The organism is Longimycelium tulufanense, from assembly GCF_014645795.1.
Taxonomy (GTDB): Bacteria; Actinomycetota; Actinomycetes; order Mycobacteriales; family Pseudonocardiaceae; genus Longimycelium; species Longimycelium tulufanense.
The window spans coordinates 198,402-222,825 of the sequence record NZ_BMMK01000006.1; the positions used below are offsets into that span (position 1 = coordinate 198,402).

Genomic DNA, 24,424 nt, shown 5'->3' on the forward strand with positions numbered 1-24,424 from the left:
CAACGAAACGGGGCCGCCCCTTTGGTGGCGGCCCACGGCACCGTGTGCTGTTGTCTACTCGGCGTCGTCGTGCTCTCCGAGGTAGCGGTTCCAGGCGTCGAACATGTCGGCCCACCGGAAACCCTTGCGTGTCTGCCCGTTGATCCACAGTGCCTTGATGCGGATACCGAACTCGGCCAGGAACTTCCGGCACTGTTCCTCGCTAATTTCTCGACCGCCGGCCCAGCGCTCGAACAACGGATCTCGCTCGATCACCGCGGCGGGCAGCGCCGAGCGGGCAACCCCCTTGGTGGTGGCCCCGTGCGGCCACCGACCATCGAGACCGGCGCCGTAGATCTCCCGGCAGGCGCGCAGGAACCGCAAGCCCGGTGTCTCGGCGTCCTCCCGGCCGGCGTCGCGGAGCACGTCTACCGCGGTTTCCAAGCGTTGCGGCCAGTCCCCACCGGCCAGCAGGGCGGGGAGCATGAGCGCGCCCCACAACTCCAGCGGGCGGTTGTCCAACCCGGTCGCGGCAAGCCAATCCTCGCCCTGGTCCAACAGGTCGGCGACCTCGTCATCATCGCTGACGGCATGGGTCGCCCATGCCTGCAACCGGCCCGCCAAGTCGTCCAGCAGCGCCTCATGTCGCCGGGGCCGGTACGGCTCGGGCCGCTCCTGGGGCAGCGCGCGGGCCATCTCCACCACCAGGGACCGGGTCAACAGCGCTTCGGGAAGTGCGGCCTTGGCCAGCCCGGCCCACACGATCGGCCCGAAACAGTCGTAGACGATCGAGCGGGTTTGGTTGTTGACGTCGGCCCGCGCGACCTTCGCGCCGCGCTTGTATCCCATGTTCAACACGGTGGTCAGGCTGGAATCGGTGGTGGCCCGGGAGGCATAGGCGTTGTCGATCTCGTCGATCCCGATCGGAACCGGCGCGGCCGGGCGGCCCGGTTCGTTCGGGTCGTGGTCCATGCCGGCCATCGTGCGCAGCATGGAGGCCGAGGTCGGGTCCCCCAGCAGGACACCGCGGGACAGGCGACACACGATGTCCATGAGCAGCGTCTTGCCACTGCCGGGCAGCCCGGACACCGCGCCGAGACGGGGCGCGATGTTGGCGACCGGGGACGCCCGGACGAGGTGGGTGTGGACGGCCCACAGGGTGATCACGTCGACCCAGGCGGGTTGCTGCAGGTAGATGAACCGGCGGAGGGTGGCCGCCACCTCGTCCAGCAACGCCACCGGGTCGCCCCGGAACGGCTCGGTCTCGGCGCGCTGCCGGGTCCACCGTGGGGCAGCGGCCACCGCGGCGTGCAGGGCGTCAGCAAACCCCGCCGGGTCGGTGGCCCGCCACGCCGACAGGTCATCTCCGATCAGCGGGAGCAGGATGCGCACCTCATAGCCGGCCGTAGTGAGCGCATCCCCGAGTGCGGCGTTGAACGAGCGGCCCGCAGCGTCGGCATCCCCGGCCAGGTAGACGACCGTGTCAGGCGTGATACCGGCCGTGATCTGGCCAGCGACCTCCGGAGAACGCGCCACCCCGGCCCCGCGCACGCACACCGCCCGGTAGCCCGCGGCGGCGGCGCAGAGCGCGTCCCCGGGTCCCTCGCACACCAGCAGCCCGGGGCGGGGCTCCCCGGCGGGGGTGGCCACGCCGATCGGGGACCAGCTTCCGGACTCCGGGTTGGCCCAGCCCATCCACCGCGCCGTGCACTCCCCGGTGAGATCCCGGGCCTGCAGCCCGGCGGGGCGGCCGTCCCAGTCCAGAAACGGCACCACCAGCCGTGGATGCGCGCGGTAGCCGGCCGAGCGGTAGTCCTCCCCGGGTACGGGGATTGTGCCGTCGTCATAGCCGAGACCGACCCGGCCGGCCAGTTCCTCCGTGATGCCCCAGCGGTCGGCGGCGTAGGACGCGGCCGGGCTGCCCGGGTAGCGCGCCACCGCGTGGGCGAGGTAGGCGCCGAGGGTGGCCCGGTCCTCCGGACTGACCGGTCCGCGGTCACGCGGTGCGGCATCCATGGCGGTGGGTTTCCCCCTCAACTGAAACAGGTCGGACTCGGTCAATCCCACGCTGCGCACCACATCGCGGGTGGCGCAGTGCGCGCGGCAGTGCAGGATTGCCTTGACGCCGCGGGTGTCCGGGACAAACCGCACGATCAGCGACGGCGTGGTGGTGTCGTTGTGCCCGGGACAGAACACCAGGTAGTCGGGTCCCTCCCGGCGTGCGACACCACCGAGACGGGTGAGGAGGTCATCGGGGGTGCGTGGTCCCCGGGTTCTGGCCGGCACGTCAATCACCCCTCATTGTCCTTGGCAGGTACGCAAAAGTGCCCCGGACCGCAGTCCGGGGCACTCACAGTGTCGGTCGGTGCGTCGGGTTAGGCGGCGCCGATCACGGTCAGCGCCGGGTAGTGGTAGGACACCGCGCGACCTGCCTTGGTGGTGTATTCGACGTGTTCCATCACCAGTCGCACCTTGGCCGGCCCGTTGATCTCCTCCAACGTGTCCTGCGCGGCCGGCAGTTCTGCCACCGTGGACCACGACGAGGTCCGCAGCACGAAGTAGCCCAGTTCCGGGTCGTCATGGAGGCGAAACCGCAACTCGATGTGGGGCTTCGGTCCGCGGCCACTGCGGGCCAGGTCCTTGCGTTCGCGCAGGCTCGGCGGGCATCCACACGGGGTGCCCCGGTCCTCGGGCGGCTCAAGAAATTCGACACCGTCACAGTGATGGATCGGGCCGGACGGGCCGAACAGGATCAGCGACGACCGCAGCGCGTCCGGGCCGTCCACGATCGCGTCCACCGTGACGGCGTCGGTAATGACGTGGCTGGTGTTCTCGTCGTAGTCCTCGGGCGTACCGCCGTACAGTTCGGCGACGCGGTCGGTCACGGCGGGGTCATCACTGCAGAAACGGAAGGTGGACAGGGCAACCGGACGGCGGCCCTGCATCATGCCGGCCGAGACCCGGCCCACCACGTCGTCCACGAACGGGTTGCGGGGCCTGGGCTTGGCGTCCGGGTCGGTCTCATAAATCCGCAACGACAAGAGCACTGTTCCTTTCGTCCATGCTGGCGCGGGTATTCAATGGGTGCGGCGGCGTTGGCTTCCGGTGGACGCTGCCGACTGGCAGAGCGGTGTTCCCTTGACGGTCTCGGCCACCTCGTGGACCCAGTCGAACACGCGGCGCAGATGCAGGAAGAACTCAAACACGTTCGCATCAATGCGCACCGGCACCAGTGACCACCCTTCGGGACGGACGTGGAGCACCACGCCGCCGGTCACCTCCGGAATATCAACGCTCGCGCCGTTCTGCGTGATGATGCGGTCCGCGTGTGCGTAGGCGGCCAGTTGTAGCGCGACTTCGGCGTGGATTCCCGATCGCGTGGTCTTGAGGTCCCCGAGAACGGTTTTCTCTTCGATGTCTCCCAGGAAGTCGAAACTTCCGGCGTAGCGGTGGCGGTCCGACCACACCGTGTCTTCCACGAAGTGGTAGCGGGGCTGGTAGCGGTCATGGAAGTCCACCAGGTACCGCCGGTACGGCTCGATCTCCGGAGACACCCGCCCCACGTGTTCACCTCGGGCGATGCGTTCAAACAGGTCATGCACGGCGGTGCCGGTGTCGGCCGACTCCTGCACGCTGCGGGTGGGGGCGCGCTTGAGGTAGTCCACGGCCCCGCTCCGGTCGTTCATGGCGATACTGACCAGCCCACCGAGATTGTCCACCGCGTTTTCGGCCACCATCCGCGCCGCCCAGTGCTGCAAGAACGGCTTGGGTAAGCAGCCGTTCACGCTCGTGACACTCGGGACCTTGTCTCGGGTGATGGGGTCGACATAGAAACGGGACCCTCCCCGGGTGATGGTCGTCAGTTGTCCCAAATGGTTCCCTTTCGAAGTGGTGTCGTCCTGTCACCCCTGTACGGCCCGAATCGGCGGGGCCGGTCAAGGGTGATCTTCAGTGAAGAGAGTCACACCAGCCCCGGGGGAAACAAGAAAAGACCCCCGCCACTCCGATTCCCGAAGTGCGGGGGTCGAGACCATTCACCGATTTTCGGTTACGGATTGATTGTCGGTGCCGCGCCGGAATGGTCCGGGTCGCGGGTGTCAGCGCCGGTGCTGGCGCCGTGACCCACGGCCGCACCGGCCGCACCACCGGCCAGCAGCGCGAGCCCGGTCGTGATGACCTCCATGACGGCATCGGTCGGGAGGCTGGGCACGAATCGGGCGATCAGCGCCACCAAGGCGCCGAGAAACGCGCCGGCCGCCCGCGGGTACCGGCGAATGTAGTTCAGCATGACTTACTCCTGTGCGGTGTCCGCGCCCCGCAGCTCGGCAAGCGCGGCGTTGATCTTGTCCAGGGCCAGCGCGTACGGGCCGGCGTGCCGTACACCCTCAATCCCCGGGCGCAACAGGTCGGCCACCTCGTTGAGCACCTGCTCAATGCGGTACAGGCTCAGCGCGTGCGGCCCGGCGAACCTGACGCCTTCACTCCCGCCCTGCCACCATTCGTAGATCTCGACCAGGCGCCGCCGGTCCTCGTCGGTAAACATGTCATCCCCCTCCGTCAGTTCGCCCAGCGGTCGCACCGCGACGTTCATGTCCACCGAGCCACCCACCCCGGGGACGGCACCCGCGCTGGTGTACTGGTGGAGCACCACGCGGGGCGTGAGGTGGCCGGGCTGGCCGGGCCTACGCCCGTAGTGGGCCACCCACCACCAGACGTCGTGCCGGTTGGCCCAGTCCTCCCCCAGGTGCGCCGTAATGAAGTTGGTGGAGGCGTAGACGAGCACGCGCTGATCCCCGTCGAGGCGGTGGCGTAGTCGTGCGATGAACTCGCCACACCAGCCCGCCAGATCCGGGGCCGTGACCTCGATGTCCAAACAGGGCGGGAGAAAACCCGGGCCACACCCGCCCAAAGGCCGGATCTGGTCGGCGAAGGTCTCGGCTTCCGCTCCGGGTGCGTTGCCGGTGTCCGGGCGGGCGAAGTGGTACAGGCCGGTCACCAGACCGGCCGCACGCGCGGCCCGAAACTGCGTGTCCAACGTGGGGCTGACCCAGCCCACGCCTTCACTGGCCTTGATATAGGCGAACTCGATGCCCCCGCCGCGGACCGCACCCCAGTCGGGGTAGCCCTGGTGCGAGGACACGTCGATACCGGTACTCACGTTGTCACCCCCCTGTGGTTATCCGATGCTCACGAGTTTGGTGCGCCAGGTTCCCTCTCGCGTGGCTTCGGGGTAGTAGTCCAACGGTGCGAGCATGGACAACGTCGGCCACACCATGATCGCGTCCAGTGTGGTGTCACCACCGATGTGGTACGCCCGGTAGCCGATGAACGACAGGTTGAGATGTCGTGCGGTGACCACGTCCCGATCAATGAGCGTCAGCCCGTGGAGCCATTCCAAGGTGACTTGGTAGCGCGCCCAGTGGGTGTTGTTCGGCCCCCGTGGGGGTTCGCGAAACTCCTGGCGCCGCGTCCGACGGCCCGGGGTCTGGTCGTAGCTGCCGGTCTGGCAGTCCACCGCGACCTGCGCACCCCCGTGGACCACCACCTCAAACGTGGTGACGAACACGGGGTAGCGCGGGTCAATGACTTGGGCGGCGAACGGAACCGTCTGTGCATCGGTGACCTTCGGCGGGAACAGCGCACCCATGCCCACAAAGGTCGGGTTGTCCCGTGGTGCCCCGTACCACCGGATGTCGTAGGCGAACGTGGGAAGCATCTGCCGGTAGCTCAGTTTGCCGGTGGAGGCGCGTTCCAGCACCGCCACGCGTCGTTTCAGGTTTTCGATCTCACGTTTCAGTGTGGGCGGGAGACAGGGCGTAGTCATTGGAACACCTCTGGAGTTGCCACGGTGACGCGGATGCGTTCCGCGCCGGTCTTATCCACCTCGATGGCGCGTTCGGTGACGCGCCACTGCCCGTCGATCGGATACAGCCCATAGCCACCCCGAACGGTGACGAGATCACCCACCATCACCTCGCGGAATCCCGGCCACTCCGGATACAGCTCGATTCGGGGCAGCGTGACCGGCGTGGTACCGAGCCGGAGCCGGTGGCCCGCCTTCTCCTCCAAGGTGCTGCGCTCGGTCACATCCGCGTGGGTCTCGACCGCTTCCAGCCGCGGCGTGCGGATCGGGGGAACACTGCGGGACACCGTGACCGGGCCGGTGCCGTCGTCGTTGTCCGCGCCGACCATCGTGACCGCCGTGACCAACGCGGTGCCGTCAATCGTCGCCGCAGGGATGTCGGTGTTGCGACCCTGCTCCAACACCATCCCCCGGTCGCGGCCCCGGGCGGGATAGTGCACCCGGAAGACCGTCCGCACGCGGCCGGCGTGCCACTCGGAGTCAAAGGAGAAGTCGAAACCGTCGATCACCGCGGACAGTTGCTCGATCGCTTCGCCGATCTGCTTACGCTCACTGCCCAGGTAGGTCCGATCCCGCAGCCGACCCGTGGTCTCGGTGCCCAGCTCCACCCCGATGTCAGATCCGGGACCGTGCCGGGTGCAGTAGAACAGCAGGGAGCGGGCAATCTCGGCCTGGTCGACCTGCCGAAAGACTTGGTCGTCTTCCAGGAACCGTGTCTTGTAGTAGGACAGCCACCCCTCGGCGTTGAGGGTCGCTGTTCCTCCGGCGTAGTCCGGCTCGACCGTCCACACCAGACCCGACCAGACGAACGAGCCACCGCGTTCCACGTAGAGCGCGGTGTTGCCCGGATACAGCGTCTCGGCCGACACGCCGCGCACGGGTGGATCCAACGGAATCCGCACCTGAGCCCTTCCGACCGCGTTCAACGTGTCGGTGACCGACAGGGTTTCGGCAGGTAATTCCCCCGCGATCGTCCCAGATGCCACTCCGGCGTTCAGCGGGCCATACAGGACCCGATAGCGGCTCATCCCACCCCCGCGACCTTGTGGACCGAAAAGTAGGTGTCACCGGAGATCACCAGCCGGCGCTGTGGAGAAAACAACACGGCCGACACCCGCGTCCCCCGCTCCAGGTAGGCAATACCGGTCGAGTTGACCCGCCACGACGATCCCCACGGGTTCTTGGTGTCACTGGCCACCGCGTTCGTCCCGTCGTTGGCGCGAAAGTCGACCTGTAGCCACGTGCCGTTGGTGCCGTACTGCGCGTCAGCGACGCAGTAGACGTCCATCCGATACACCCCCGCGTCCGGCACGGTGATGTGGGTGGCATCGGTGGAGGTCCACATGCCCAGCGGGTCATGAATCGCCCGCGTCCACCGCAGCGCGCTCCCACTGGCCAGCTCCCCGGACGCCCCGGCGATGTAGCAGGCCGGCGCGTTGGCCACATCCGCCCATCCCGGCCCGCTCGGGGTCTCGGTGCGGACCCGGACCCGTCCACCACCGGTGTGCGGCGACGCCGTGGAGGTCCACACCGTTCCCGGTTGCGCGCGCAGCGGGACCGACGCGGCGGCCACCGTCGGGCCCGCGAGGAGCACCTGACGGCCGCCACCGTCCAAGCGGTCATCCAGCACACTGACATCCCGGTCCCCGGGCGCCACCGGGATCACCGCCAGCGAGAGCGCGGACGCGGGCAGCGATGGCGGAACCGGGTTGGCCGCATCCGGCGTCCCGGACAGCACCTCCAAGCGCCACACGCTGCGCGGACGTTCGTCGCCGCTGGTCGGGGGTGTGACGTAGTCGGCGTCATAGACCCGGGCCACCACCCGGTCCCGCCGGGGCAGCGTCCCCGGAGGGGTCACCGGCAGTGTGACCCGGGAGCGCAGCTCGACCAGATAGGCACCCTGCCGTGGGTCATCGCCCCCGGCCACGGTGGCATACCCCGGTGCGACCGCCACGGCGTAGCCCTCGGCCGGTTCGACCCGCAGATCCGTGGTTCCATGCACGCCGCTGCCCCGCTGCGCCCCCAGGGCAATCAGGGTCCGCAGCGCGAGCGCCGGATAGTCGCGATCCTGGGCAAACAGCGGTACAGCAAAGCTTTCCTGATCAGGCAACCCTTCTCCTCATACCCAGACCGAGTGCCACGCGATGTGCAGTACGGCGCCGGAGTCGGCCGCCGTGAACGGGGAGCGGAAACCGAGCTGACTCAAACCCGGTCGGATCGTCGGCCAGGCGGTATTGCCGCCGACCGCGTAGAATCGGGGCGCCGTTCCGTTCAGCAAGGTTTCATGCGTGCGGGTATCGACATCCACGAACTGTCCGGCTGGAACATCGGTGTGCAGCTCCAGCGCGTCGCCGGTGGACATGTCGACGATCCGGGGCAGCGAGACCGGCCCGTAGATGCGGAAGTGCGGGTAGGCCGGGAAGTTGCCGCGATTGACGCATGTCACCGTGCCGGGGATCTGCGCGGTACCAAACGAGAACGGGAACCGCAGTGGGAACGACAAGCCGCCCGACGGTGGGGCCGGCAACCCCGTGGACCCGCTCTGCACGACCGGGTCGTAGATCAGGGGATCGGCGGCGTACAGCTCCACCGTCACCATGGCAACGTGCCCGTGGGCGTAGGGAACATCGATCGGGATCGAGCGGCGCCGCACCACCGCCCGGATCTCCCGCAGCCCACCACCCGCGACGCCGGGTAGGCGGAACCGGAACGGGGCCGGCGGGGCGGCCGGGGCGAACGCGGTGGTGACCGCATCCAACTCCCGGCCCAACTCCCCCGTGGATCGGGCGTAAACCTCCAGGGTGAGTGTGACCGTGCGGGCGTCTAACCAGTCGAGTCCCCGCACGGTGCCGTGACGCTGCAGCGCGGCCCGGTCGGCCGTCCGTAGCCCCGGGGCGTCCAGCAGGCCCTCAATCGCGGCGAACGCCACACGGGAGGACTCCTCCCCGATGCGCAGCCCGCGATACTCACCCGTCCACTCCAGCGCCCCCTCACGGACCGGACTCACCGCGGCAACGGGCATCGGCCATCCCCCCTTGCGTTATCGGGCCATACCGGTCCGCATCTGCCACGCAATCGCTCGGCTGATCTCGAACGGATCGGCGTTGGTGGCCACGTTCACGGTGATGACCGGAGCCGCCGCGCCACCGCCGGCCGCATGCGGCTGCACATACGCACCCCGGGGCAGATAGACGGTTTCCGGGCCACGTTCACCCACCGTGTAGACCCCGCCAGAGGAGTAGCCACCCATCGCCAGGTGCGGTAGCCGCGGCAGATCCCCGGGCAACACGTTGTCGATCCACCCAATCCCGGAGTTGATCTGATCAATGACCCAGTTCAGTCCGCTTTTCACGGCGCGGATGATGGCCGCACCCACATCGCTGGCCCAGCCGCCCACCGACTTCAGCCCGCTGAAAAAAGAATCGATCAGCGACCGGCCGGCATCCAGCAACGCACCACCGAAGGCCAGTAGGCGACCCGGGGCTTGCGCCACCTGGTCCACCACCCAGCCCACACCGTCCCGCACCACCGCGACGGCATCCGTCCAGAGCTGACCGAAGAATCCCAGCAACATGCCCGGTAGAGCGGCGACCCCGTCCAGGATGAGGCCCGGCAACGCTGCAGCGAACTCGACCACGGCCGAGCCGACTAACACCACGGTGTCCACGCCGGTCTGCCACGCAGCAGAGAAAAACGTCGCCAGTTGAGTACCCAATGTGGACAGACCGGTCAGGATACGACCGGGCAACGCCGCGGCCCACGTGAGCAGGAGCTGACCGGCATTGGCCACGATTTCAACGCCGCGGGTGAACGCCGTGGTCAACAGCGACCAGAGCAGCGAGCCCAGCGACGACAGACCCTGCACGATCTGTCCGGGAAGCTGGGTGACCGCGTACACCAGCGCGCCCAGCAGCACACCGACGCCCCGCAGCCCGAGCTTGAGCGCGTCGACCAGCAACCCGGGGATGGCCTTCAGACCGGCCAGCAGCGCGTCACCGAGCCGGCGAGCGGCGTCGGCCCCGGCCGCGGCCAGCCGGCCTAACTCGGCCCCGATCCGGGCCGGCAGCGACGACGCCCACGACACGACCGCGTCCCAGCCGCGGGACAAGGCGCCGCCGAGCCAGTCAAAGAACGAGGTCAGCGCGGACCACAGTTTTCCGGTCCATTCCTTGGCCTTGTCCCAGTTCAACGCGATGGCCGCGGCCAACGCGACAATCAGGCCGATCGCCCATCCGACCGGCCCGAGCGCCAGCACCCACCCGGCGGCCATGCGCGCCCCGTTGACCAGCGTGGCCGTCGCCGCGGTGATCAGCGCGGGAATGTAGACCGTGGCGAGAATGCCCGCGATCCCGGCCAGGATCGGGCCGACAATATTCCAGTTCTGGGCGATGAACTCAGTTGCCCCCATGAGTCCCTTGATCAAGGCGTCAAGAGCTGGGGCGACCTTCATATAAACAATCGTGGCGGCGCTTTGTAGACGTGCCCACAACTGGGACAACGTGCCGGACAATCCCGCCGAGTTGGCATTTGCAAGAGCCTGCGCTGCGCCCGCTTTCGCCACACCGTTCCGGTACTTGTCCCATTCGGTGGCGCCCTGCAACAGGATGGTGTTGGCCGCCCGAATGGCGTCGCTACCAAAGATGGTGTTCATGGCGGCGGCGCGCTGCTCCTGACTCAACGCGCCCAGCGCCGGACCCAGCTCGGCAATGATCTGCCGGAACGGTTTCATGGTGCCCTGAGCGTCGAAGATGGACACGCCGAGCTTGTCGAACTCCCGTTGCGCTTCTCCGGTCGGCGCGGACAACCGCATGAGCATCGTTTTCAGGCTCGTACCGGCGTCCGACCCCTTGATCCCGGCCATGCCGAGTTGCGCGATCGCGGCGGCGGTGTCCTCCACCGACAACCCGGCCTGAGCCGCCACCGCTGAGGTTTGGCTGAACGAGTAGGCCAGATCCTCGATGTTGATCGAGGAAATGTTCGCGGCGTTGGCCAACACGTTGGTCACGTCCGCGGCCTTGGTGGCCTCCAATTTCCAGACGTTGAGCGTGTCGGACAGGAACCCCGCGGCGTCCGCGGTCGCCATCCCGCCGGCACGCGCCAACACGAGCGTCGCGTTGAGCGCGTCCATGGCCTGCTGGCCGGACATGCCCGCCTTGCCCAGTTCCAGAAAGGCATGGGAGGCATCGGCCACCGAGTAGCCGTACTGCGCCCACGTCCCGGCTCCGGCCAAGATCTTGTCTTGGAACTGCGCAAGCTGGCCAGAGGTGAGATCGAGCGCGGCGCCGGCCTGGTGGGTGGCCTGCTCGAACGCCGCACCCCACTGGTAGACCTCAGTCACGCTGACCGCGGCCGCGATGGCTCCGGCCTGCCGGCGTAATGTGCTGCCGACCCCCTCGACCTTTTTTGACAGGCCCTCGATCGAGTTGGCGGCGCGGCCCATCTTCCGCTCAAGGTCGGCGATGTCGCCAACAACGGTGACCTTGATGGGTTTCGCGATCGCTGATCACCGTCCTTTGTCAGCGCATCACCGGGACCCGACGCACCCCCGGCGCCCCGGAGTGGCGTTCGGCGCGTTTCGTGGCGCGTTCCTGCGCCTTCAGGTCCTCATTCATCGCGTCCACCAGCGCGCGGTAGTCCCGCATCCGCATCCGACGCACATCCTCAAGTGTGAGCCCCCGGAAATGGCCCACCAGCCGCGCCATGGTTACGACGCGACCAGCCCGGGAGGGTTTTCCGGAGAGTCCCCCAACTTCACCTTCAGCGACCCCGCAGCCTCCAGCGGAAACTCAGGGTCCTCCCGCCGCTTGATCACACACGCGATCGCCCGCAGAAACGGGCCCTTGCGCCGCCCCGGCGTGGCCACCTCGTCCAGTGGTGCGTTGAGCAGATCCTCAAGCATCTCGATCTCGTCGATCGTCAGATCATCGAGATCAACGCGAATAACGTCGGACAACCCGTGTTTCCCCTCAATGTGTGTCGAACGCGCGCCGCGCCACCTCGCGCATCTCGGTCTCATAGACCTCGGTGTAGCGGCGCTTGGTCCGGGCCGCGGCGCGGTACAGGAAACGATTGGCCCGGATGCCGCGCTTGCGCCACCCGAAGTGAATCGGCCCGGCATACGGCACGGCGGAACGCCCGCCCCGCCCGGCGGACACCACCGCGCCCGCGGTGGACGATGCGGCCCGGACCGAGCGCGCCAGCCTCCCCGAGCGTTTCGGGGCCTGCTGACGGGCCACCGGGACCACCACGTTGGCCGTGGCGCGGTGGGCCCGCCGCAACGCGCGCTGCAGTCCCTTGTCTCCCAGCCGCCGGGCCGCACGGGCTACCCGCTTCGCACCGTCGACATAGACCCGGAACCCCAGACCGTCACCCAGACCCGCCACGCCGATCAGCTCCCGTCGCCCTCATCTGGTGTGGACTCCGGGGGGATCGCCGCCTCGCGCGGGTCGTCCCCGAAACTGTCCACATAGGTCAGTCGGGCGGCGGCGCGACCGTCTCCGGGGTCGAGTGCCCGGTACTCCAGCTCGATCGAGGTGAGATCGTCCAGGCTCGCTTCGGGGCTGTTGCCGGTCATCTGTACGGCCGGCAGTTCCACCGTGAAGTTCGGTCCGTAGACGATCCGCAGCGCACAGACTTCGCCCCGGGTGAAGCTTTGGTAGAGCCGGTGCGTGGTGCGGGTCAGCTCGGCCTGCAGGCTGCCGCCGTACTCCGGCAGGCTCGCCCGGGCCGGCACCGCCTTGTACGCCGAACCCCGGATGTGGCGCCGGTCGGTCTTCAACCCCCGCGACAGCGACACCGACCACGAGGTTACCGGGACCCGGACCGGCTGCTCACCGGGACAGGTCAGCTCCACATACCCGTCGGTCCAGTCATAGGCCCGCGACGACGTCGGGTAGCGCACGGGCAAGGCGGTGTCGGCCAGCGCGTCGGTGACCCGCTGAAAGTCGAAACTCGCCTTGGCAAGAAGCGGGTCGCCTACCTCCTGCGAGAGCTCCAGCTCGGTGACGACCGCCCCGTGATGGCGGTAGCGGTAGCGTGCGCCGTCGGTGGCCGGGCGTACCACCTCGACCACGTATGACCGTGGTTCCACACTTGCCGCGGTCTCATAGACTCCGGTGACGGGCTTCCCTGCCCCACCGGCGGTGACAGTGGCCCTATCGAACGCGGCGGAGAAGAGGGCGCCCATGCCCCCGTCCAGCAGGGCAAGCTCTAGCTCGCCCTCACCGCCCATTTCCACGATGTTGCGCCGATCGGCACGGGCGGTCTGCGTTTCGGCACGGAATCCCGTCGATTCCACGTATTCGCGGCTGGTCTTCCAGCTATCAGCCCGACCCTCGAACCCCCGCACCGACGTCACCGCGTTCTCGGGATCGCCGTAGGCGAGTTCCAGGCCCAGGCCAATGGATACGTCCAGGCTCACACATCACCCCAGATTTCACGCATACAGGTGGGCACGGATAGCAACCGTGATCTCGGCAGTGGCCGCGGTGCCCTGGCCGGTCTCGCCATTCGTGACCGTGACCCGACTCGGCCGCACATCCTGAATCCCGGGAACCGAGCCGGGATCGAAGTCATCGAGTACCGCGGCCTCGATCTCCTGGCGCAACCCATACACTGCGCGTTCGGCGTTGATCGGGTCACCGGGCGCAATCGCGGACGCCACAATGGTCACTTCGGCGCGGAGATCAGTGGGCTTGCGGCGCCCCGGGGCCAATGCCCGCGGCTCCAGCTCACTCTCGGTGGTGTCACCGAACCACACCGACCGCGTTCGGGCCTGGTCGGCGGGGTCGCCGAAGGTCACCGACACCCCGCGGGGCGCCAGTCGCGCCCGAATCCGCTCAAACAATGCGATCTTGACGGCCAGCACCGCCGACACATCCACCCCACTTGGTTGTTGTGCGGGTTTAGAACGGGGAGCGGATGCGGTAGCGGCTCAGTACGGCGTTGACCTCGGGAAGCGACGTCGGGCGAAACGGCCCACCAGGCTGGGCCAAGGTCACCTGCCCGTAGTCGGTATTGACCTGAAGCGAGCGATCCGGGATACGCGAGTGGAGATCAATACACCACTGCCGCGCGATCGTGCGGACAGCCCACCGGATCGCCACCGGCGGCGCCTCCCAGTCCTGCCCGCAATACTCGGTCACCGTCTCCACAGCGAAGGCAATCGCTTCGGACAGCACGGCATCCGGATACACGTACTCGTCATTCAACCCATCGAGCGCCCGCAGATCCGCCACCGTAGCGTACTGCTCCGCAGCCACCACACCCCCTTGACGGCTTCTGTCAAGGGAGGCCCGAGAAGCCCCGAGCCTCCCTCGTTCTCTTATTCGGCCGGCGTCTTGTGGCCGAGTGTGCCGATGGCAATCCGCGTGGTGTCGACCAGCCGGCCGTCAGCGCGCTGCAGGAACCGGAACTTGACCACGTCGTCCTCAAACCCCGCTTCGTCGCTGCGGTCGATCCGCAGCGGGCCGGCCAGCCGCACCACGTAGCCGCTCAGATCGCCCCACAGCACGCCCTTGCCCCCGCTCGTCGCGGTGCTGAACGCGGGCATGAACGGATCGGTGAGCACCGGACGCCCCAGGAACGTGTCGGCCACCTGGCCCACAAGACCGGACTGCCAGAGATACCGGCCGTCGCCGTCCTTGAGCATCCGCATCGCGGCCGCCGTGGTGTCGTGCACCACCCACACCGCATTACGCCGCACGAACGACGGCAACACGTGATAGAGCCGGATCAAGTCATCGGCAAACGCCGTATCCACCAGCACCGGCGACACCTGTGCGGCCGGGATCTCGGCGTTGAGAAGCCCCTCCGGCGCCGCCCCGGTCTCGTCAGGCTTACGCCGCGGTCCGTGCAGGAAGTACCAACCCAGCCGGTCCCCGATCTGCGGTCCGGCGTCGGCGGCCAGCCACCCCACCAGGTCCACGGCCGGGTCCACCACGGTTTCATAGGTCAGGGCGGTGATGTGACCGAACTTGTGCGCCCCGACCATCACCTCATCCGGGGTCGGCGCGGACTCCGCGATGGTCTTGCCCTCCCCGATCGGCTTGTCCGCCGGGTTGTCCGGGTCGAACTTGTGTCCGATGATGCGCGGCAGGCGAATGTTCTCCCCGGACACCGTGGCCAACGTGCGCGCACCGGCCTGCACCACGGTCGCCCGCTCAAACATCAACTCAGTGAGCTGGGCATACAGCGTGACCGGGATAACCGGTTTCGCCTCGCCCCGATCCAGCGTGGTCGGGCTGGCGTCCCGCCGCTCCGGCAGCAACTCCAGCGCCGTCCGGTCCCCCTTGCGGCCCGCCCACATCCGCAGCTCGGTCAGCGCGTCCGGCTGCTCGACCGTCCTGGTTTCCCCGATCAGGGCGTCAAACTTCGCGCGAGCCTCATCAATCGTCCGCTCGCGCTCCAGCGCGGCGACCCCGTCCCGAATCCGGGCGTCATAGTCCGCGATCTCAGACAACAGCCGCTGCTCGGTCTCCCGCTCGGCCGCGTCCATCTCCCGACCGGCGGCCCGCTCCCACAACTCGCGTAGCTCCGCCGTAGCGTGCTCGCGCGCCTCGAAATTGGCGCGAATCGTTGCCGCGTCCAATCATCCCCCTCGTTACTTCATGCGAGCACGGACCAGAGCCGACGCGGCGAAACGCGTGGGGTCCCATGCCACAGACACAGAAACTCGCTCCCGGCGGGCGGCTTCCAGCGACCGCAACGCCACCGAGGTATCCAGATAGGCCGGCAGCGTCACCGGTCCCAGCTCCACAACCTCCATCTGCCGGATGACCCGCACCGGCAGCCCACCCGGTTCGGCCGGTTCCTCCCACGCCGTGTCGGTGGCGCGGAAGGTGAACGAGCTGCCGCGCACGTCGCGCCGCTCGATCAGTTCCGCCACGTCCGCCCCGATCGAGGTCCGCGGCAGGTCGATCTCATACCAGCCACCGACCTCGTCCTCACCCACGCGCAACGTGGCGGCCGCGGTCCGGCCCAGCAACGCACGAGCGTCGTGATTGAACGTGGCCACGATGTCGGTGCCGCCGGACAGTGACTCCGCGCCCGCACCGGTCTCGATCCGCTCCCGGAACCCACCCAAGTCAAGGGAGAGCGCACCGAAGACGTAGGCATAGCCCCGGGCCACCGCACGCCCCGACTCCGCCCGGACCAGCTCCACCGGTCGCGCCCAGTCCCGGCGCTCCGTCTCCCCACTCATGTCGCGCGGTCCTCCCGGTCCTGGTCCTCCTCCACCGCGGAGCGCGCTCCGGGCGGTTGGTTGGTGGGTACCGGCCCGGCCGGGGTGAGCAGGGCCTGACTCATCGGCACCTGGGGATAGCCGGCGTAATCGTTGTCCAGCGGCGGGAGATCTTCCAGTGCGCGGACCTCCGCCGGGGTGTAGATGCCGGATTGGATGCCCTGCCGGTAAATCTCCATGCGATCCTTGGCCGACCCGCGCAACAGCCCCTCGGCGTTAAACTTGGTGAACGCCCGCCGACGCCCGTACTGAAGTTGGATCAACCGATCGAACCCGGTTTCGATCCGTTCCAACCACGGCCGCAGCGAGTACATGACGAACGCCAACCCCTGTTCGGCCAAGCCCGAGCCCCACGACGTTGACCCGCTGGCGTCCCCGATCAGGTGCGGCGGCACCCCGAACAGCCGCGCGATGTCGGCAACCTGAAACTGCCGCGTCTGCAGAAACTGCGCCTCATCCGGGGCGATACTGATCGTCTTCAGCTTCACACCCTCGATCAGCACCGCAGGGTTGTGCCGCTTCCGCGCTCCCCCAAAGGTCTTACGCCAATGGGCTTGTGCCGCTGCGATTCCCTCCGGCGACATCGCACCGGGAACCTCCAACGCCACTTGGGGAACCGCACCCTCAGTGAAGAACCGCGCCCCAAACTCCTGTGCCGACATCGCCAACCCGATCGTCTCCCGGGCGGCGCGGACCGGGGACACGCCCTCCAGCTCCCCGGGCAGCGTCATACCCCGCAGGTGCACCACCTCACGCGGGGTCAGCGTGCCGATCACCTCGCGCCGCGCCTGGGACCCGGCCGACGACACCTGGTACACCAGCGTCTTGGTTCCGGCGCGCGTGCGCTCATAGCGTGGCGTGATCCGTCGGGGGTCCAACACGTCCAGCGCCGCAATGTCCGCGCCGGCCCACGACACCGCGATGTAGGCGTTACCGGCCAGCAGAAGGGACGTCATCACCTGGGAGAGCCACGTCAACCGGTCAGTGTCGGGGTTGGGCTGCTCAATCCACGGTGGACGAGTGGAGAGTTCGCGCCGGCCGCCGTCAGCGGTCCGGCGATAGACGTCGATCGGCAGCGTCGCCACCGAATCCGCCAGCAGCCGCACGCACGCGTAGACGGCCGTGATCGTGAGCGCCGAGTGCATGGTCACCCGGGGCGACTCGGCCGGCAGCCCGGCCGCCACGTCCGCGCTCGTGCGTGCAGCGGTGACGTCACGGGCGCGGCGCTCGAACGCCGCCGCCCACATCACCCCTCACCCCCACGCGCGGCCGACCACCCCAGCAACGCTGCCGTGCCGATCAGCAGCAGTCCGCCGACGACTAGGCCGGCCGGAACGCTCACCAGCGCCACACCCACCGCGACGAGCACCACGCCCGCGTGATGGAACGCGGAACTCAGCCGGGCCGGCGTGGTTACCAGCCACCGCAAGGCAGCCCAGACCGTTCGCCTCCTGTGCAGCACTCCGGCCACCCCCTCACCCGGCCAACGCCTGATAAATGCCGTCAAAATCGGTATGTGGTTCCTCCCGCCACGCCTTGGCGTGATGCACCGCGATCACCCACGCCACCGCGAGATCAATACGGCGCTTAGAGGATTTGTGTTCCTTGGTGATGCGCTGCCCGTGCCGGTCCTCCCGCACCACCGCGTTTGCCACGTGCCGCGCCAACGCCGGATCACCGTCGTGACTGCACCGCTGATCCATCACCAGGTCGTAGGCGGTCTGCGTCGCCGGACAGATCCGAGCCAACGAATTGGTCGGAAACTCCACGATCGGCAACCCCTCACCCGCAAGGGTTTCTAGGGTCTCCTCAAAGTAGTACGGATCAGCGATGATCTCCTTAACCCGGTAGGCCTGGGAAATCTCGCGCAGGCGCGTCTTCACTTCCTCGCGGGGCGTGCGCCAATGCCGATCCTCGATCGGCGCTTCCCAGTGCCCCAAAACGCTCGCGTGAAGGTCATCGAGCCGCACACCGACAATAGCTGTGGAGTCACCACGGTGCGCCCCGTCAAACCCGACCACGATCTCATCCCCCGGACGCAGTGGCTTCGACCGATCCTCGATCGTCTCCCACGCGCCGAACGGCAGCCACGAGGTTCCCGAGTGGACGAACTCCGACAGGAAGTACATCCGAAACTCGGCTTCCGACTGCTGCCGGAGTTGCGCCCGAAGGTAATCCTCGGAGATCAGCCCCTCGACCAACATCGGGTTGCACCGGTGCCAGACCGCGGGATCAGTGTGGTCGACGGTCTCACCCGGCTCCGGCGCCCACGACCGGTAGAACAGGGTCGGATCCGGTTCCTCCCCGGCGTTCGCTCGCCGGCCCCGCTCGCAGAGCACGGCGAACGGGCCATCGGCCCGGTTGGACGCGGTGGACAGCACCCACACCATGGGTGCCTTTCGGGTGCCCGCACTCGTCGTGATCGCGGCATACAGATCCGACGTCTTGGCAAACCCGTACTCGTCGATCGTCCCGGCCGAGACGTTCAGACCCACTGCGCGGTCCGCATCCGCGCTGATCACCCGATAGACACCCAGGTTGCGCGGGTACTGGATCTCGTTCCGGCGAACGATCAGCCGTTTGGACAACTCCGGCGACTGCTGAACCATCTGCCGCGCCGTGTCGAACACCATGCGCGCCTGGTTCCGGTCGTTGGCGGCTGACACAATCTGTGGCTGCCGGTCCGCACCCGGAAACATCAAGTGGTACAGCATCAACGCCGCGCCCAGCGTCGACTTACCCTGTTTCCGCGCCACATTGACGACACACAACGTGTGCTTCCGCCGACCATCCTCGCTCAGCCGGTACGCCTCCAGCAGAAGAAGCTTCTGCCAGCGGCGCAACAGAAACGGCTGACCGGCGTGCGTGTGCACCAACCGGCAAAACCGCTCGATAAACTCAATGACCTTCCACCCCTCCGTGGGGTAGTCGATCTCAGGAAACTCAGCGCGCAGCGCGGCGCGATACGACACAACATCGAACGCCACCCGCGCGGCACCCCCTCACCGCCTGGCGGGTCGCTCACGACTCGAACGCGAACCTTCCGGTTTTGGAAGACCGGACGCTCTCCCCTTTGAGCTAGCGACCCTTAAGAATCCGGGTGCTCCGCGAACAACACCAGACAACACAACCCAACCGCGCTACGGCGGCCGTTCCGGAGGCAGCGCGCCGACCAGAGCCGCGCCGCCGGTCGAAAACAGCAGGGTCGACAGGTCCACCACGGGCGCACCGCGGAGCCGCATCGGGTCGGGCTACTCAAAGAACTCGTCTGCCGGATCATGCTCCGGCGTCTCACTCGTCGCCGCGAACGGCCGCAACATCTTCTCCGCGTCCAACACGAACCGCAGCAACGGATGCGCCACCGGCGTCCCGGCCGTACCGATGACCGTCAGCCCGTCCCGCTCAACCTCGGCGTACATCGCCCGGCGCAGGCTTTCCAGGTCTTCCAACGGAGTTTGCGGGTCCCGCACCGCGGTCCCCACGGCCCGGAGCCGACGCGAGCGGCGTTTCCGGCACGCGGGTGAACACGTCAACCGGGCGCGAGCATCGCCGGCCGGCAGTTCCGCCCCGCACTCCGTACAGACGCGCCTCACGGCCCACCCCCGCCGGACACGCGCTCGTCCCGGTCGTCCGGCACGTACGCCCGAAACCACGCCGACACCGCGTCACGCCACTCCGGGGGCCGCTCGGCCAACGCACGGGCCAAACAGATCCGTTCCGGGGTCTCGACCACCACCACACGGGCGCCGAACCGCTCCCGGTACTCCGCGCGCTCCTGCCGGGTCGGCGCGCCCTTCACCACCCACACCCGCCGGGCGTGCGGCAGCCGCGCCATCCCCGGACCGATGTTCGGCGCGGCCACTTCCCGCAGGATCGCGTTCCGCGCCCGGATCACGTACCGGCGAAGGAAGTGCGACCGCCCCGCACCACCCAGCGCGGCAATCAGCGCGTCGTAGTCCACCACCATGTCACCCGCGCGCATGTGCTCACGAACGAACGTCGACTTGCCCGCACACGGAGAACCAGCGACGAGGATCACCTGGGAACGCTGAGCGCCGTTCGCCGGAGCAGCCCAACGAGCAGACGGCCGGGCAAAGAAGCTCATGCACAGGACCCCCTCATCGTCAAGCCACCAGAAGCGAAAACACAGAGCGTAACCGCCACCGAACGTGGCACTGGCTCTACAAATGAGTGCTGGGACCACCTACCGGATAGGTGCGGCCCCGCTGGGCGGTGGTTCGGGTGTGTGTTGGCCCCCGGCCGGTGCGTACCCCCGACCGCGAAGTTCAGGGCAGGCGGTTCACCGGGACGGTGGGTGGGCTGAGCGCCGCATGCGGGTAGGCTCGGCGCGTAGGCTGGGGTTGTCGAGGGTGTTTCGCACGTCGGCGTCGGTGTCGATGTCGTCCTCGGCGTACCGCGGATACCGGTTCGGGCCGGCCCGGGACGGGAGCGACGCCATGGCGTCCGAGTACACACGGGAGAAGACCACCAGCCAGCTGGTGGTGTGGACAGAGCTCGTCCAGGCACTCGACCAGCTCGATATGGCCTGGGGGAAGGTTCGGGAGGCCGGGCCCCAGGTCCGGGAGTCCCTGCAGTTGCCGGGCAACGTGGCCGTCGCCCTGGTCCAGGCTGGGGGCCGGGCAGCCGACGCGCTGGCCGGCGTCGCGGAGGTCCTGGCGCAGCAGGGTGACAGCGGTGGCGCCTTCGAGGACCTGGCGGCCGCCCAACAGCAGATCGCCGAGAACTGGCCGACCAGAAAGTAGCGACTCGCCGCAGTCGGCACCTGATCAGCGCCTCCCCGACGACTCGGCCCGGTCCTGCGGCTACATTCAGTCATCGAATGCGCACGATGTGTGCCCTGGCGTCGATGCCGTCTCGTGTATCGCTGTCAGGTTCACGGCGACGGATAGCGGCGGCTCGGCCCGGGTATCCCGATGACGCGACGGTGCGGACGTTCTCCGCCCGCAGGCCTTCCCGAGAGCGGTGACGATTATGAGGGCAACCGAAGTCTTCCCAACAGGTTCTCTCCGGGCCGGGGGCGGCAGTGACTTCGCGGAGCTGGCCCGACTGGTCAGGCGCGCAGGGCTGCTGCGGCGACGATACGGGTACTACGCGGCGCGGATCACGGTCAACGTCGTGCTGCTGGCCGCCGGTGCGGTGGTGTTCGTGCTGCTGGGCGACTCCTGGTGGCAGCTGCTGACCGCGGTGTTCTTCGCGGTGGTGTTCACCCAGTTGGCGTTTGTCGGCCATGATGCCGGCCACCGGCAGATCTTCCGCTCCCGGCGGGCCAACGACCTCGTCGGCCACATCCACGGTGTCCTCACCGGGATCAGCTACCGGTGGTGGGTCAGCAAGCACAACCGGCACCATGCCAACCCCAACCACGCCGGCGACGATCCCGACATCGACATCCCCGCGCTGGCGTTCAGCCCGGAGCAGGCCCGCGGTAAGCGGGGCGTGCTGCGATGGGTGGTCAAGTACCAGGCGTTTCTGTTCCTCCCGCTGCTGCTGGCCGAGGCGGTGATGCTGCGCATCGCCAGCGTCCAGGCCGTACTACGCCGCGAGGTCCGATCCGCCACCACCGAGGCAACCTGGTTGGTGCTGCATATCGTGGGCTACCTGGCCGCGGTGTTCCTGGTGCTCTCCCCGGTCAAGGCGGTGCTGTTCATCCTGGTGCACCAGGGCCTGATGGGCGTCTACCTCGGATGCTCGTTCGCCCCCAATCACAAGGGCATGCCAGTCATCGCCGAGGGCCAGCGTCTGGACTTTCTACGCAAGCAGGTGCTCACCTCCCGCGACGTCGTCGGCGGCCGGTGGGTGGACTTCCTCCTCGGCGGCCTGAACTACCAGATCGAGCATCATCTGTTCCCCAACATGCCCCGACCCAACCTGCGCCGCGCCCAACCCCTCGTGCGCCGCTTCTGCCAACGGCACGGCATCTCCTACACCCAATGCGGGCTGCTGCGCTCCTACGCCTGGGTGCTGCGCCATCTGCACGCCGTGGGCGCACCCCTGCGCAAGCCGGTGCCCGCGTAGGGCAGGCATGCCCCGCCGGGCACGGTCACCGGAGCACCGCGCATCCCTGGGTCCGCTGCGACGCGGGCCTCCACTGGACTCAATCCACGATCCCCGGCCCCGACAGGCGGGCCGGAGGCGGGAGCTCTGAACCACGATGTCGCACGCACCTTCTCCGCAGAACCACACTCGGGGTGGCGATACCACCACCCCGGCACCCCACCGAACACGGATAGCACTGAAACCAAGCACCGCGGCCCGCGGTCATGTCGACGGCGGCTGGTGGCCGTGGTCGAACGAGGCGGCAGCCGAGTTCCCCGGCCTGATCAGGACGCTGAGCACCCGGGTTGGCCCGGTCAGCCGCATGTCCTACCACCTCGACACTTGGCCGACCGCCCCCCGCAAGCTGTTCATGGACGGCCGCATCGTGCGGTTGGACGGCTTCCGCACCACCGACCCTCACACGGTGACGGTGACCGGCACGCGCTCACGCCGGCTAAGCCTGCTGGTCGTCCCACCCCAGACCCCGGCCAGCACGGCACAAACCGTACTGGACGCAAGTGCCGCACCGGAGAGCACCAACACCGTCAAGGACATCCTGACCAGCAACGGCATCCCACCCGACCCCCACCACACCACGAACGCACCCCCCACGCCGGGCACCGAAACCATTCCGGAACAACGCTGGGAATCCGAAGGCGGCACAGTCCACCACAACCCCCAAGACTGAGTACCCGAGGTGCGGACTGGACCAGCACGTCGGGTACTTCGCTGCGTTCCCAGCTCCGGATCAGAGCGGGATCTCCCGCGCCACCTCAGGCCGGTCATCCAGTACGTGGAGAAGGTGGACCCCCCACCGCAACCACACCACAAGGTGAGGCCAAGCCCCGTTCCTCAACCCATCCCACCAAGATCGCTATATGAGCCCAACACACACGCGAAGCTGGGGCCACGACTCGCGCATGGAGCCGGCGGCACTGTCACTGTTTGTGAAACCGTGACGAGAGCTGCGCTGTCACAGGAGCGCACGGCGGGGTGGGGCCGGGGTGGGGAGCCGATTCCCGCCCCCAACTTTCAACACAGCCCCGCCCCCGATCACAATCCGTGACATCGCGTGATCAACCGCGGCAATGCCGAGAACACCGACAGTGATCACGACCCAAGCCGTTCACGACGCGACTTCACCCGATGACACTCCCGACACAACGGCTGAACGTTGTCGTCAACATCCCGGCCACCACGCGACAACGGGACGCGGTGATCAATCTCGATCGCACGCGCGGGATAGACAACCTGGCACGTGGCGCATAGCGACCGCCCGACCCGGTTCACGGCATAGCGCAGGCGCCGGGCCGCCCCGTTCCCCGCCTGCTGCCGCCGCGCGTTCTTCCGCCGGTTCTGCTCCGGCGACGCCCGCCGACACCCCTCACACCGGGACACCGACCCCTCCGGCCGGAACCTCCCCCCACACCCGAGACAGATCCGCAACGGACGCACGACCACCCCCGGGTGCTGCAACTCCGCCACACGGCGCGGTGAGCACCCCAGATCGATCGTTGCTGGTGTATCCCGCCGGGACGGCCAGGGAGAGAACATCCCCTTCCACCCCTATACGGCCCGGACGGTCAAGGGCCGACCTGGGAAAACACGACACCCAGTGAGCAGCGTCACCACAAATTTCTTGAGAGACACGGGACAGCAGGAGCCTTACGGGTCCTTACGAGCCGAAGAGAGAGACCGTAAGGACACACCCCCACCGTGACCTGCACAAAGAGAAAACCCTTACGGTTCTTACGGTCCTTACGCCCCGCCAAGGGGCAGGGGGTCGGTTCGCACCCCGCGACCGATCCGGCAGGGGGCATCCCCAGCCAACCCGTAAGTCCCGTAAGACCCGTAAGGTCGCAGGTCAGAAGGGGCGTAGTTGATCTTGATAGCCGTAAGACCTTACGGTCCGGGCGTAAGGGTCGACAGCCTGCCGCGCCGCTCCGGGCTCCGGTACAACGGGAGGCCCCGGAGCGTCCGGGGCCTCCCGTCATTTTGCTGGGGTTATCTCGGGCCGGCGTCGGTCAGCCGGAACTCTCTTGCGCCTCACTCAGGGACATCGGGGCACCGATCCCGGAGGGTTCGGGCTCGCCCACCCACCAGAAGCGGAAACGGTCAAGTTTCGGACGAACCCCTGATGACGGGGCTTTGAAGAGCCAAGCCCGCTCCAGTACCAACTCAACTAGCTCGCGCCGTTCCGCAAGTGATCTGCTCTTCCACCCCTTAGAGCGTGTCTCACTTGGTGAGTCTCTTGTAGCAGGTGAGGGCGGCGGCCAAGGTCAGAA

Annotated in this window: 28 protein-coding genes and 1 tRNA gene; 3 read left to right on the plus strand and 26 right to left on the minus strand. The window is 67.9% G+C overall.

The window, feature by feature from the left end:
* Window positions 1-54 precede the first annotated feature (54 nt).
* The 25 genes from IEY55_RS09305 to IEY55_RS09425 all read right to left on the minus strand — a co-directional run bounded on the left by IEY55_RS09305 (window position 55) and on the right by IEY55_RS09425 (window position 20,541).
* Window positions 55-2,265, minus strand: a complete 2,211-nt coding sequence (locus IEY55_RS09305; protein ID WP_189056034.1) for a DUF3631 domain-containing protein — start codon at window positions 2,263-2,265, stop codon at window positions 55-57.
* Between the two features lie 89 nt (window positions 2,266-2,354).
* Window positions 2,355-3,020, minus strand: coding sequence for a recombination directionality factor (locus IEY55_RS09310; RefSeq protein WP_189056036.1), 666 nt, complete (start codon window positions 3,018-3,020; stop codon window positions 2,355-2,357).
* Window positions 3,021-3,056: 36 nt separating this feature from the next.
* On the minus strand, window positions 3,057-3,764 hold the full coding sequence (locus tag IEY55_RS09315) for a hypothetical protein (RefSeq protein ID WP_189056038.1): 708 nt from the start codon (window positions 3,762-3,764) through the stop codon (window positions 3,057-3,059).
* Between the two features lie 263 nt (window positions 3,765-4,027).
* On the minus strand, window positions 4,028-4,267 hold the full coding sequence (locus tag IEY55_RS09320; protein ID WP_189056040.1) for a hypothetical protein: 240 nt from the start codon (window positions 4,265-4,267) through the stop codon (window positions 4,028-4,030).
* 3 nt (window positions 4,268-4,270) lie between these two features.
* Window positions 4,271-5,137: a glycoside hydrolase family 25 protein gene (locus IEY55_RS09325; RefSeq protein WP_189056042.1), complete on the minus strand. Its 867-nt coding sequence runs from the start codon at window positions 5,135-5,137 to the stop codon at window positions 4,271-4,273.
* An 18-nt stretch (window positions 5,138-5,155) separates the two neighbouring features.
* Window positions 5,156-5,803 (minus strand): hypothetical protein, encoded by a 648-nt coding sequence (locus IEY55_RS09330; protein WP_189056043.1) that lies wholly within the window; start codon window positions 5,801-5,803, stop codon window positions 5,156-5,158.
* Window positions 5,800-6,720 carry a hypothetical protein gene (locus IEY55_RS09335; protein WP_189056045.1) on the minus strand — a complete coding sequence of 307 codons (921 nt, stop codon included), beginning with the start codon at window positions 6,718-6,720 and terminating at the stop codon, window positions 5,800-5,802. The genes IEY55_RS09330 and IEY55_RS09335 overlap by 4 nt, the downstream gene beginning before the upstream one ends.
* Before the next feature lie 146 nt (window positions 6,721-6,866).
* Window positions 6,867-7,952, minus strand: coding sequence for a hypothetical protein (locus IEY55_RS09340; protein ID WP_189056047.1), 1,086 nt, complete (start codon window positions 7,950-7,952; stop codon window positions 6,867-6,869).
* 9 nt (window positions 7,953-7,961) lie between these two features.
* Entirely contained in the window at window positions 7,962-8,864 is a 903-nt protein-coding gene (locus tag IEY55_RS09345) for a phage distal tail protein (protein ID WP_189056049.1), read from the minus strand.
* Between the two features lie 18 nt (window positions 8,865-8,882).
* Window positions 8,883-11,282, minus strand: a complete 2,400-nt coding sequence (locus IEY55_RS09350; RefSeq protein ID WP_189056051.1) for a phage tail tape measure protein — start codon at window positions 11,280-11,282, stop codon at window positions 8,883-8,885.
* Window positions 11,283-11,358: 76 nt separating this feature from the next.
* Window positions 11,359-11,544: a hypothetical protein gene (locus IEY55_RS09355; RefSeq protein WP_189056053.1), complete on the minus strand. Its 186-nt coding sequence runs from the start codon at window positions 11,542-11,544 to the stop codon at window positions 11,359-11,361.
* 2 nt (window positions 11,545-11,546) lie between these two features.
* Window positions 11,547-11,795 carry a hypothetical protein gene (locus IEY55_RS09360; RefSeq protein ID WP_189056055.1) on the minus strand — a complete coding sequence of 83 codons (249 nt, stop codon included), beginning with the start codon at window positions 11,793-11,795 and terminating at the stop codon, window positions 11,547-11,549.
* Between the two features lie 13 nt (window positions 11,796-11,808).
* Window positions 11,809-12,225 (minus strand): HK97-gp10 family putative phage morphogenesis protein, encoded by a 417-nt coding sequence (locus IEY55_RS09365; RefSeq protein ID WP_189056057.1) that lies wholly within the window; start codon window positions 12,223-12,225, stop codon window positions 11,809-11,811.
* A gap of 5 nt (window positions 12,226-12,230) precedes the next feature.
* On the minus strand, window positions 12,231-13,262 hold the full coding sequence (locus IEY55_RS09370; protein WP_189056059.1) for a phage tail tube protein: 1,032 nt from the start codon (window positions 13,260-13,262) through the stop codon (window positions 12,231-12,233).
* Between the two features lie 15 nt (window positions 13,263-13,277).
* Entirely contained in the window at window positions 13,278-13,724 is a 447-nt protein-coding gene (locus IEY55_RS09375) for a hypothetical protein (protein WP_189056061.1), read from the minus strand.
* 22 nt (window positions 13,725-13,746) lie between these two features.
* Window positions 13,747-14,103 carry a head-tail connector protein gene (locus IEY55_RS09380; RefSeq protein WP_189056063.1) on the minus strand — a complete coding sequence of 119 codons (357 nt, stop codon included), beginning with the start codon at window positions 14,101-14,103 and terminating at the stop codon, window positions 13,747-13,749.
* A 62-nt stretch (window positions 14,104-14,165) separates the two neighbouring features.
* Window positions 14,166-15,431 carry a phage major capsid protein gene (locus IEY55_RS09385; protein ID WP_189056065.1) on the minus strand — a complete coding sequence of 422 codons (1,266 nt, stop codon included), beginning with the start codon at window positions 15,429-15,431 and terminating at the stop codon, window positions 14,166-14,168.
* Window positions 15,432-15,443: 12 nt separating this feature from the next.
* Window positions 15,444-16,043 carry an HK97 family phage prohead protease gene (locus tag IEY55_RS09390; RefSeq protein ID WP_189056067.1) on the minus strand — a complete coding sequence of 200 codons (600 nt, stop codon included), beginning with the start codon at window positions 16,041-16,043 and terminating at the stop codon, window positions 15,444-15,446.
* Window positions 16,040-17,329, minus strand: a complete 1,290-nt coding sequence (locus tag IEY55_RS09395; RefSeq protein WP_189056069.1) for a phage portal protein — start codon at window positions 17,327-17,329, stop codon at window positions 16,040-16,042. The genes IEY55_RS09390 and IEY55_RS09395 overlap by 4 nt, the downstream gene beginning before the upstream one ends.
* Window positions 17,329-17,544: a hypothetical protein gene (locus tag IEY55_RS09400; RefSeq protein WP_189056146.1), complete on the minus strand. Its 216-nt coding sequence runs from the start codon at window positions 17,542-17,544 to the stop codon at window positions 17,329-17,331. Before IEY55_RS09400 ends, IEY55_RS09395 begins: the two co-directional genes overlap by 1 nt.
* Window positions 17,545-17,557: 13 nt before the next feature.
* Window positions 17,558-19,069 carry a terminase large subunit domain-containing protein gene (locus IEY55_RS09405; protein ID WP_189056071.1) on the minus strand — a complete coding sequence of 504 codons (1,512 nt, stop codon included), beginning with the start codon at window positions 19,067-19,069 and terminating at the stop codon, window positions 17,558-17,560.
* 23 nt (window positions 19,070-19,092) lie between these two features.
* A tRNA-OTHER gene (locus IEY55_RS09410) sits at window positions 19,093-19,170 on the minus strand.
* A gap of 163 nt (window positions 19,171-19,333) precedes the next feature.
* Complete coding sequence (locus tag IEY55_RS09415; protein WP_189056072.1) at window positions 19,334-19,564, minus strand: hypothetical protein; 231 nt, start codon at window positions 19,562-19,564, stop codon at window positions 19,334-19,336.
* Between the two features lie 107 nt (window positions 19,565-19,671).
* Complete coding sequence (locus IEY55_RS09420) at window positions 19,672-20,121, minus strand: AAA family ATPase (protein ID WP_189056074.1); 450 nt, start codon at window positions 20,119-20,121, stop codon at window positions 19,672-19,674.
* A 261-nt stretch (window positions 20,122-20,382) separates the two neighbouring features.
* A complete protein-coding gene (locus IEY55_RS09425) occupies window positions 20,383-20,541 on the minus strand; it encodes a hypothetical protein (RefSeq protein WP_189056076.1) in 159 nt (52 codons plus the stop codon).
* On the opposite strand from IEY55_RS09425, the gene IEY55_RS09430 reads away from it, so the two are divergent.
* From IEY55_RS09430 to IEY55_RS31975, 3 genes are all read left to right on the plus strand, one after another.
* On the plus strand, window positions 20,540-20,845 hold the full coding sequence (locus IEY55_RS09430; RefSeq protein ID WP_189056078.1) for a hypothetical protein: 306 nt from the start codon (window positions 20,540-20,542) through the stop codon (window positions 20,843-20,845). The genes IEY55_RS09425 and IEY55_RS09430 overlap by 2 nt on opposite strands.
* Window positions 20,846-21,074: 229 nt before the next feature.
* On the plus strand, window positions 21,075-22,118 hold the full coding sequence (locus tag IEY55_RS09435; protein ID WP_189056080.1) for a fatty acid desaturase family protein: 1,044 nt from the start codon (window positions 21,075-21,077) through the stop codon (window positions 22,116-22,118).
* A 136-nt stretch (window positions 22,119-22,254) separates the two neighbouring features.
* Window positions 22,255-22,827, plus strand: a complete 573-nt coding sequence (locus IEY55_RS31975; RefSeq protein WP_229686214.1) for a DUF5994 family protein — start codon at window positions 22,255-22,257, stop codon at window positions 22,825-22,827.
* Window positions 22,828-23,249: 422 nt separating this feature from the next.
* Here the strand turns inward: IEY55_RS31975 and IEY55_RS32965 are convergent, their stop codons facing one another.
* Window positions 23,250-23,693, minus strand: coding sequence for an HNH endonuclease (locus IEY55_RS32965; RefSeq protein WP_189056083.1), 444 nt, complete (start codon window positions 23,691-23,693; stop codon window positions 23,250-23,252).
* Between the last annotated feature and the right edge of the window lie 731 nt (window positions 23,694-24,424).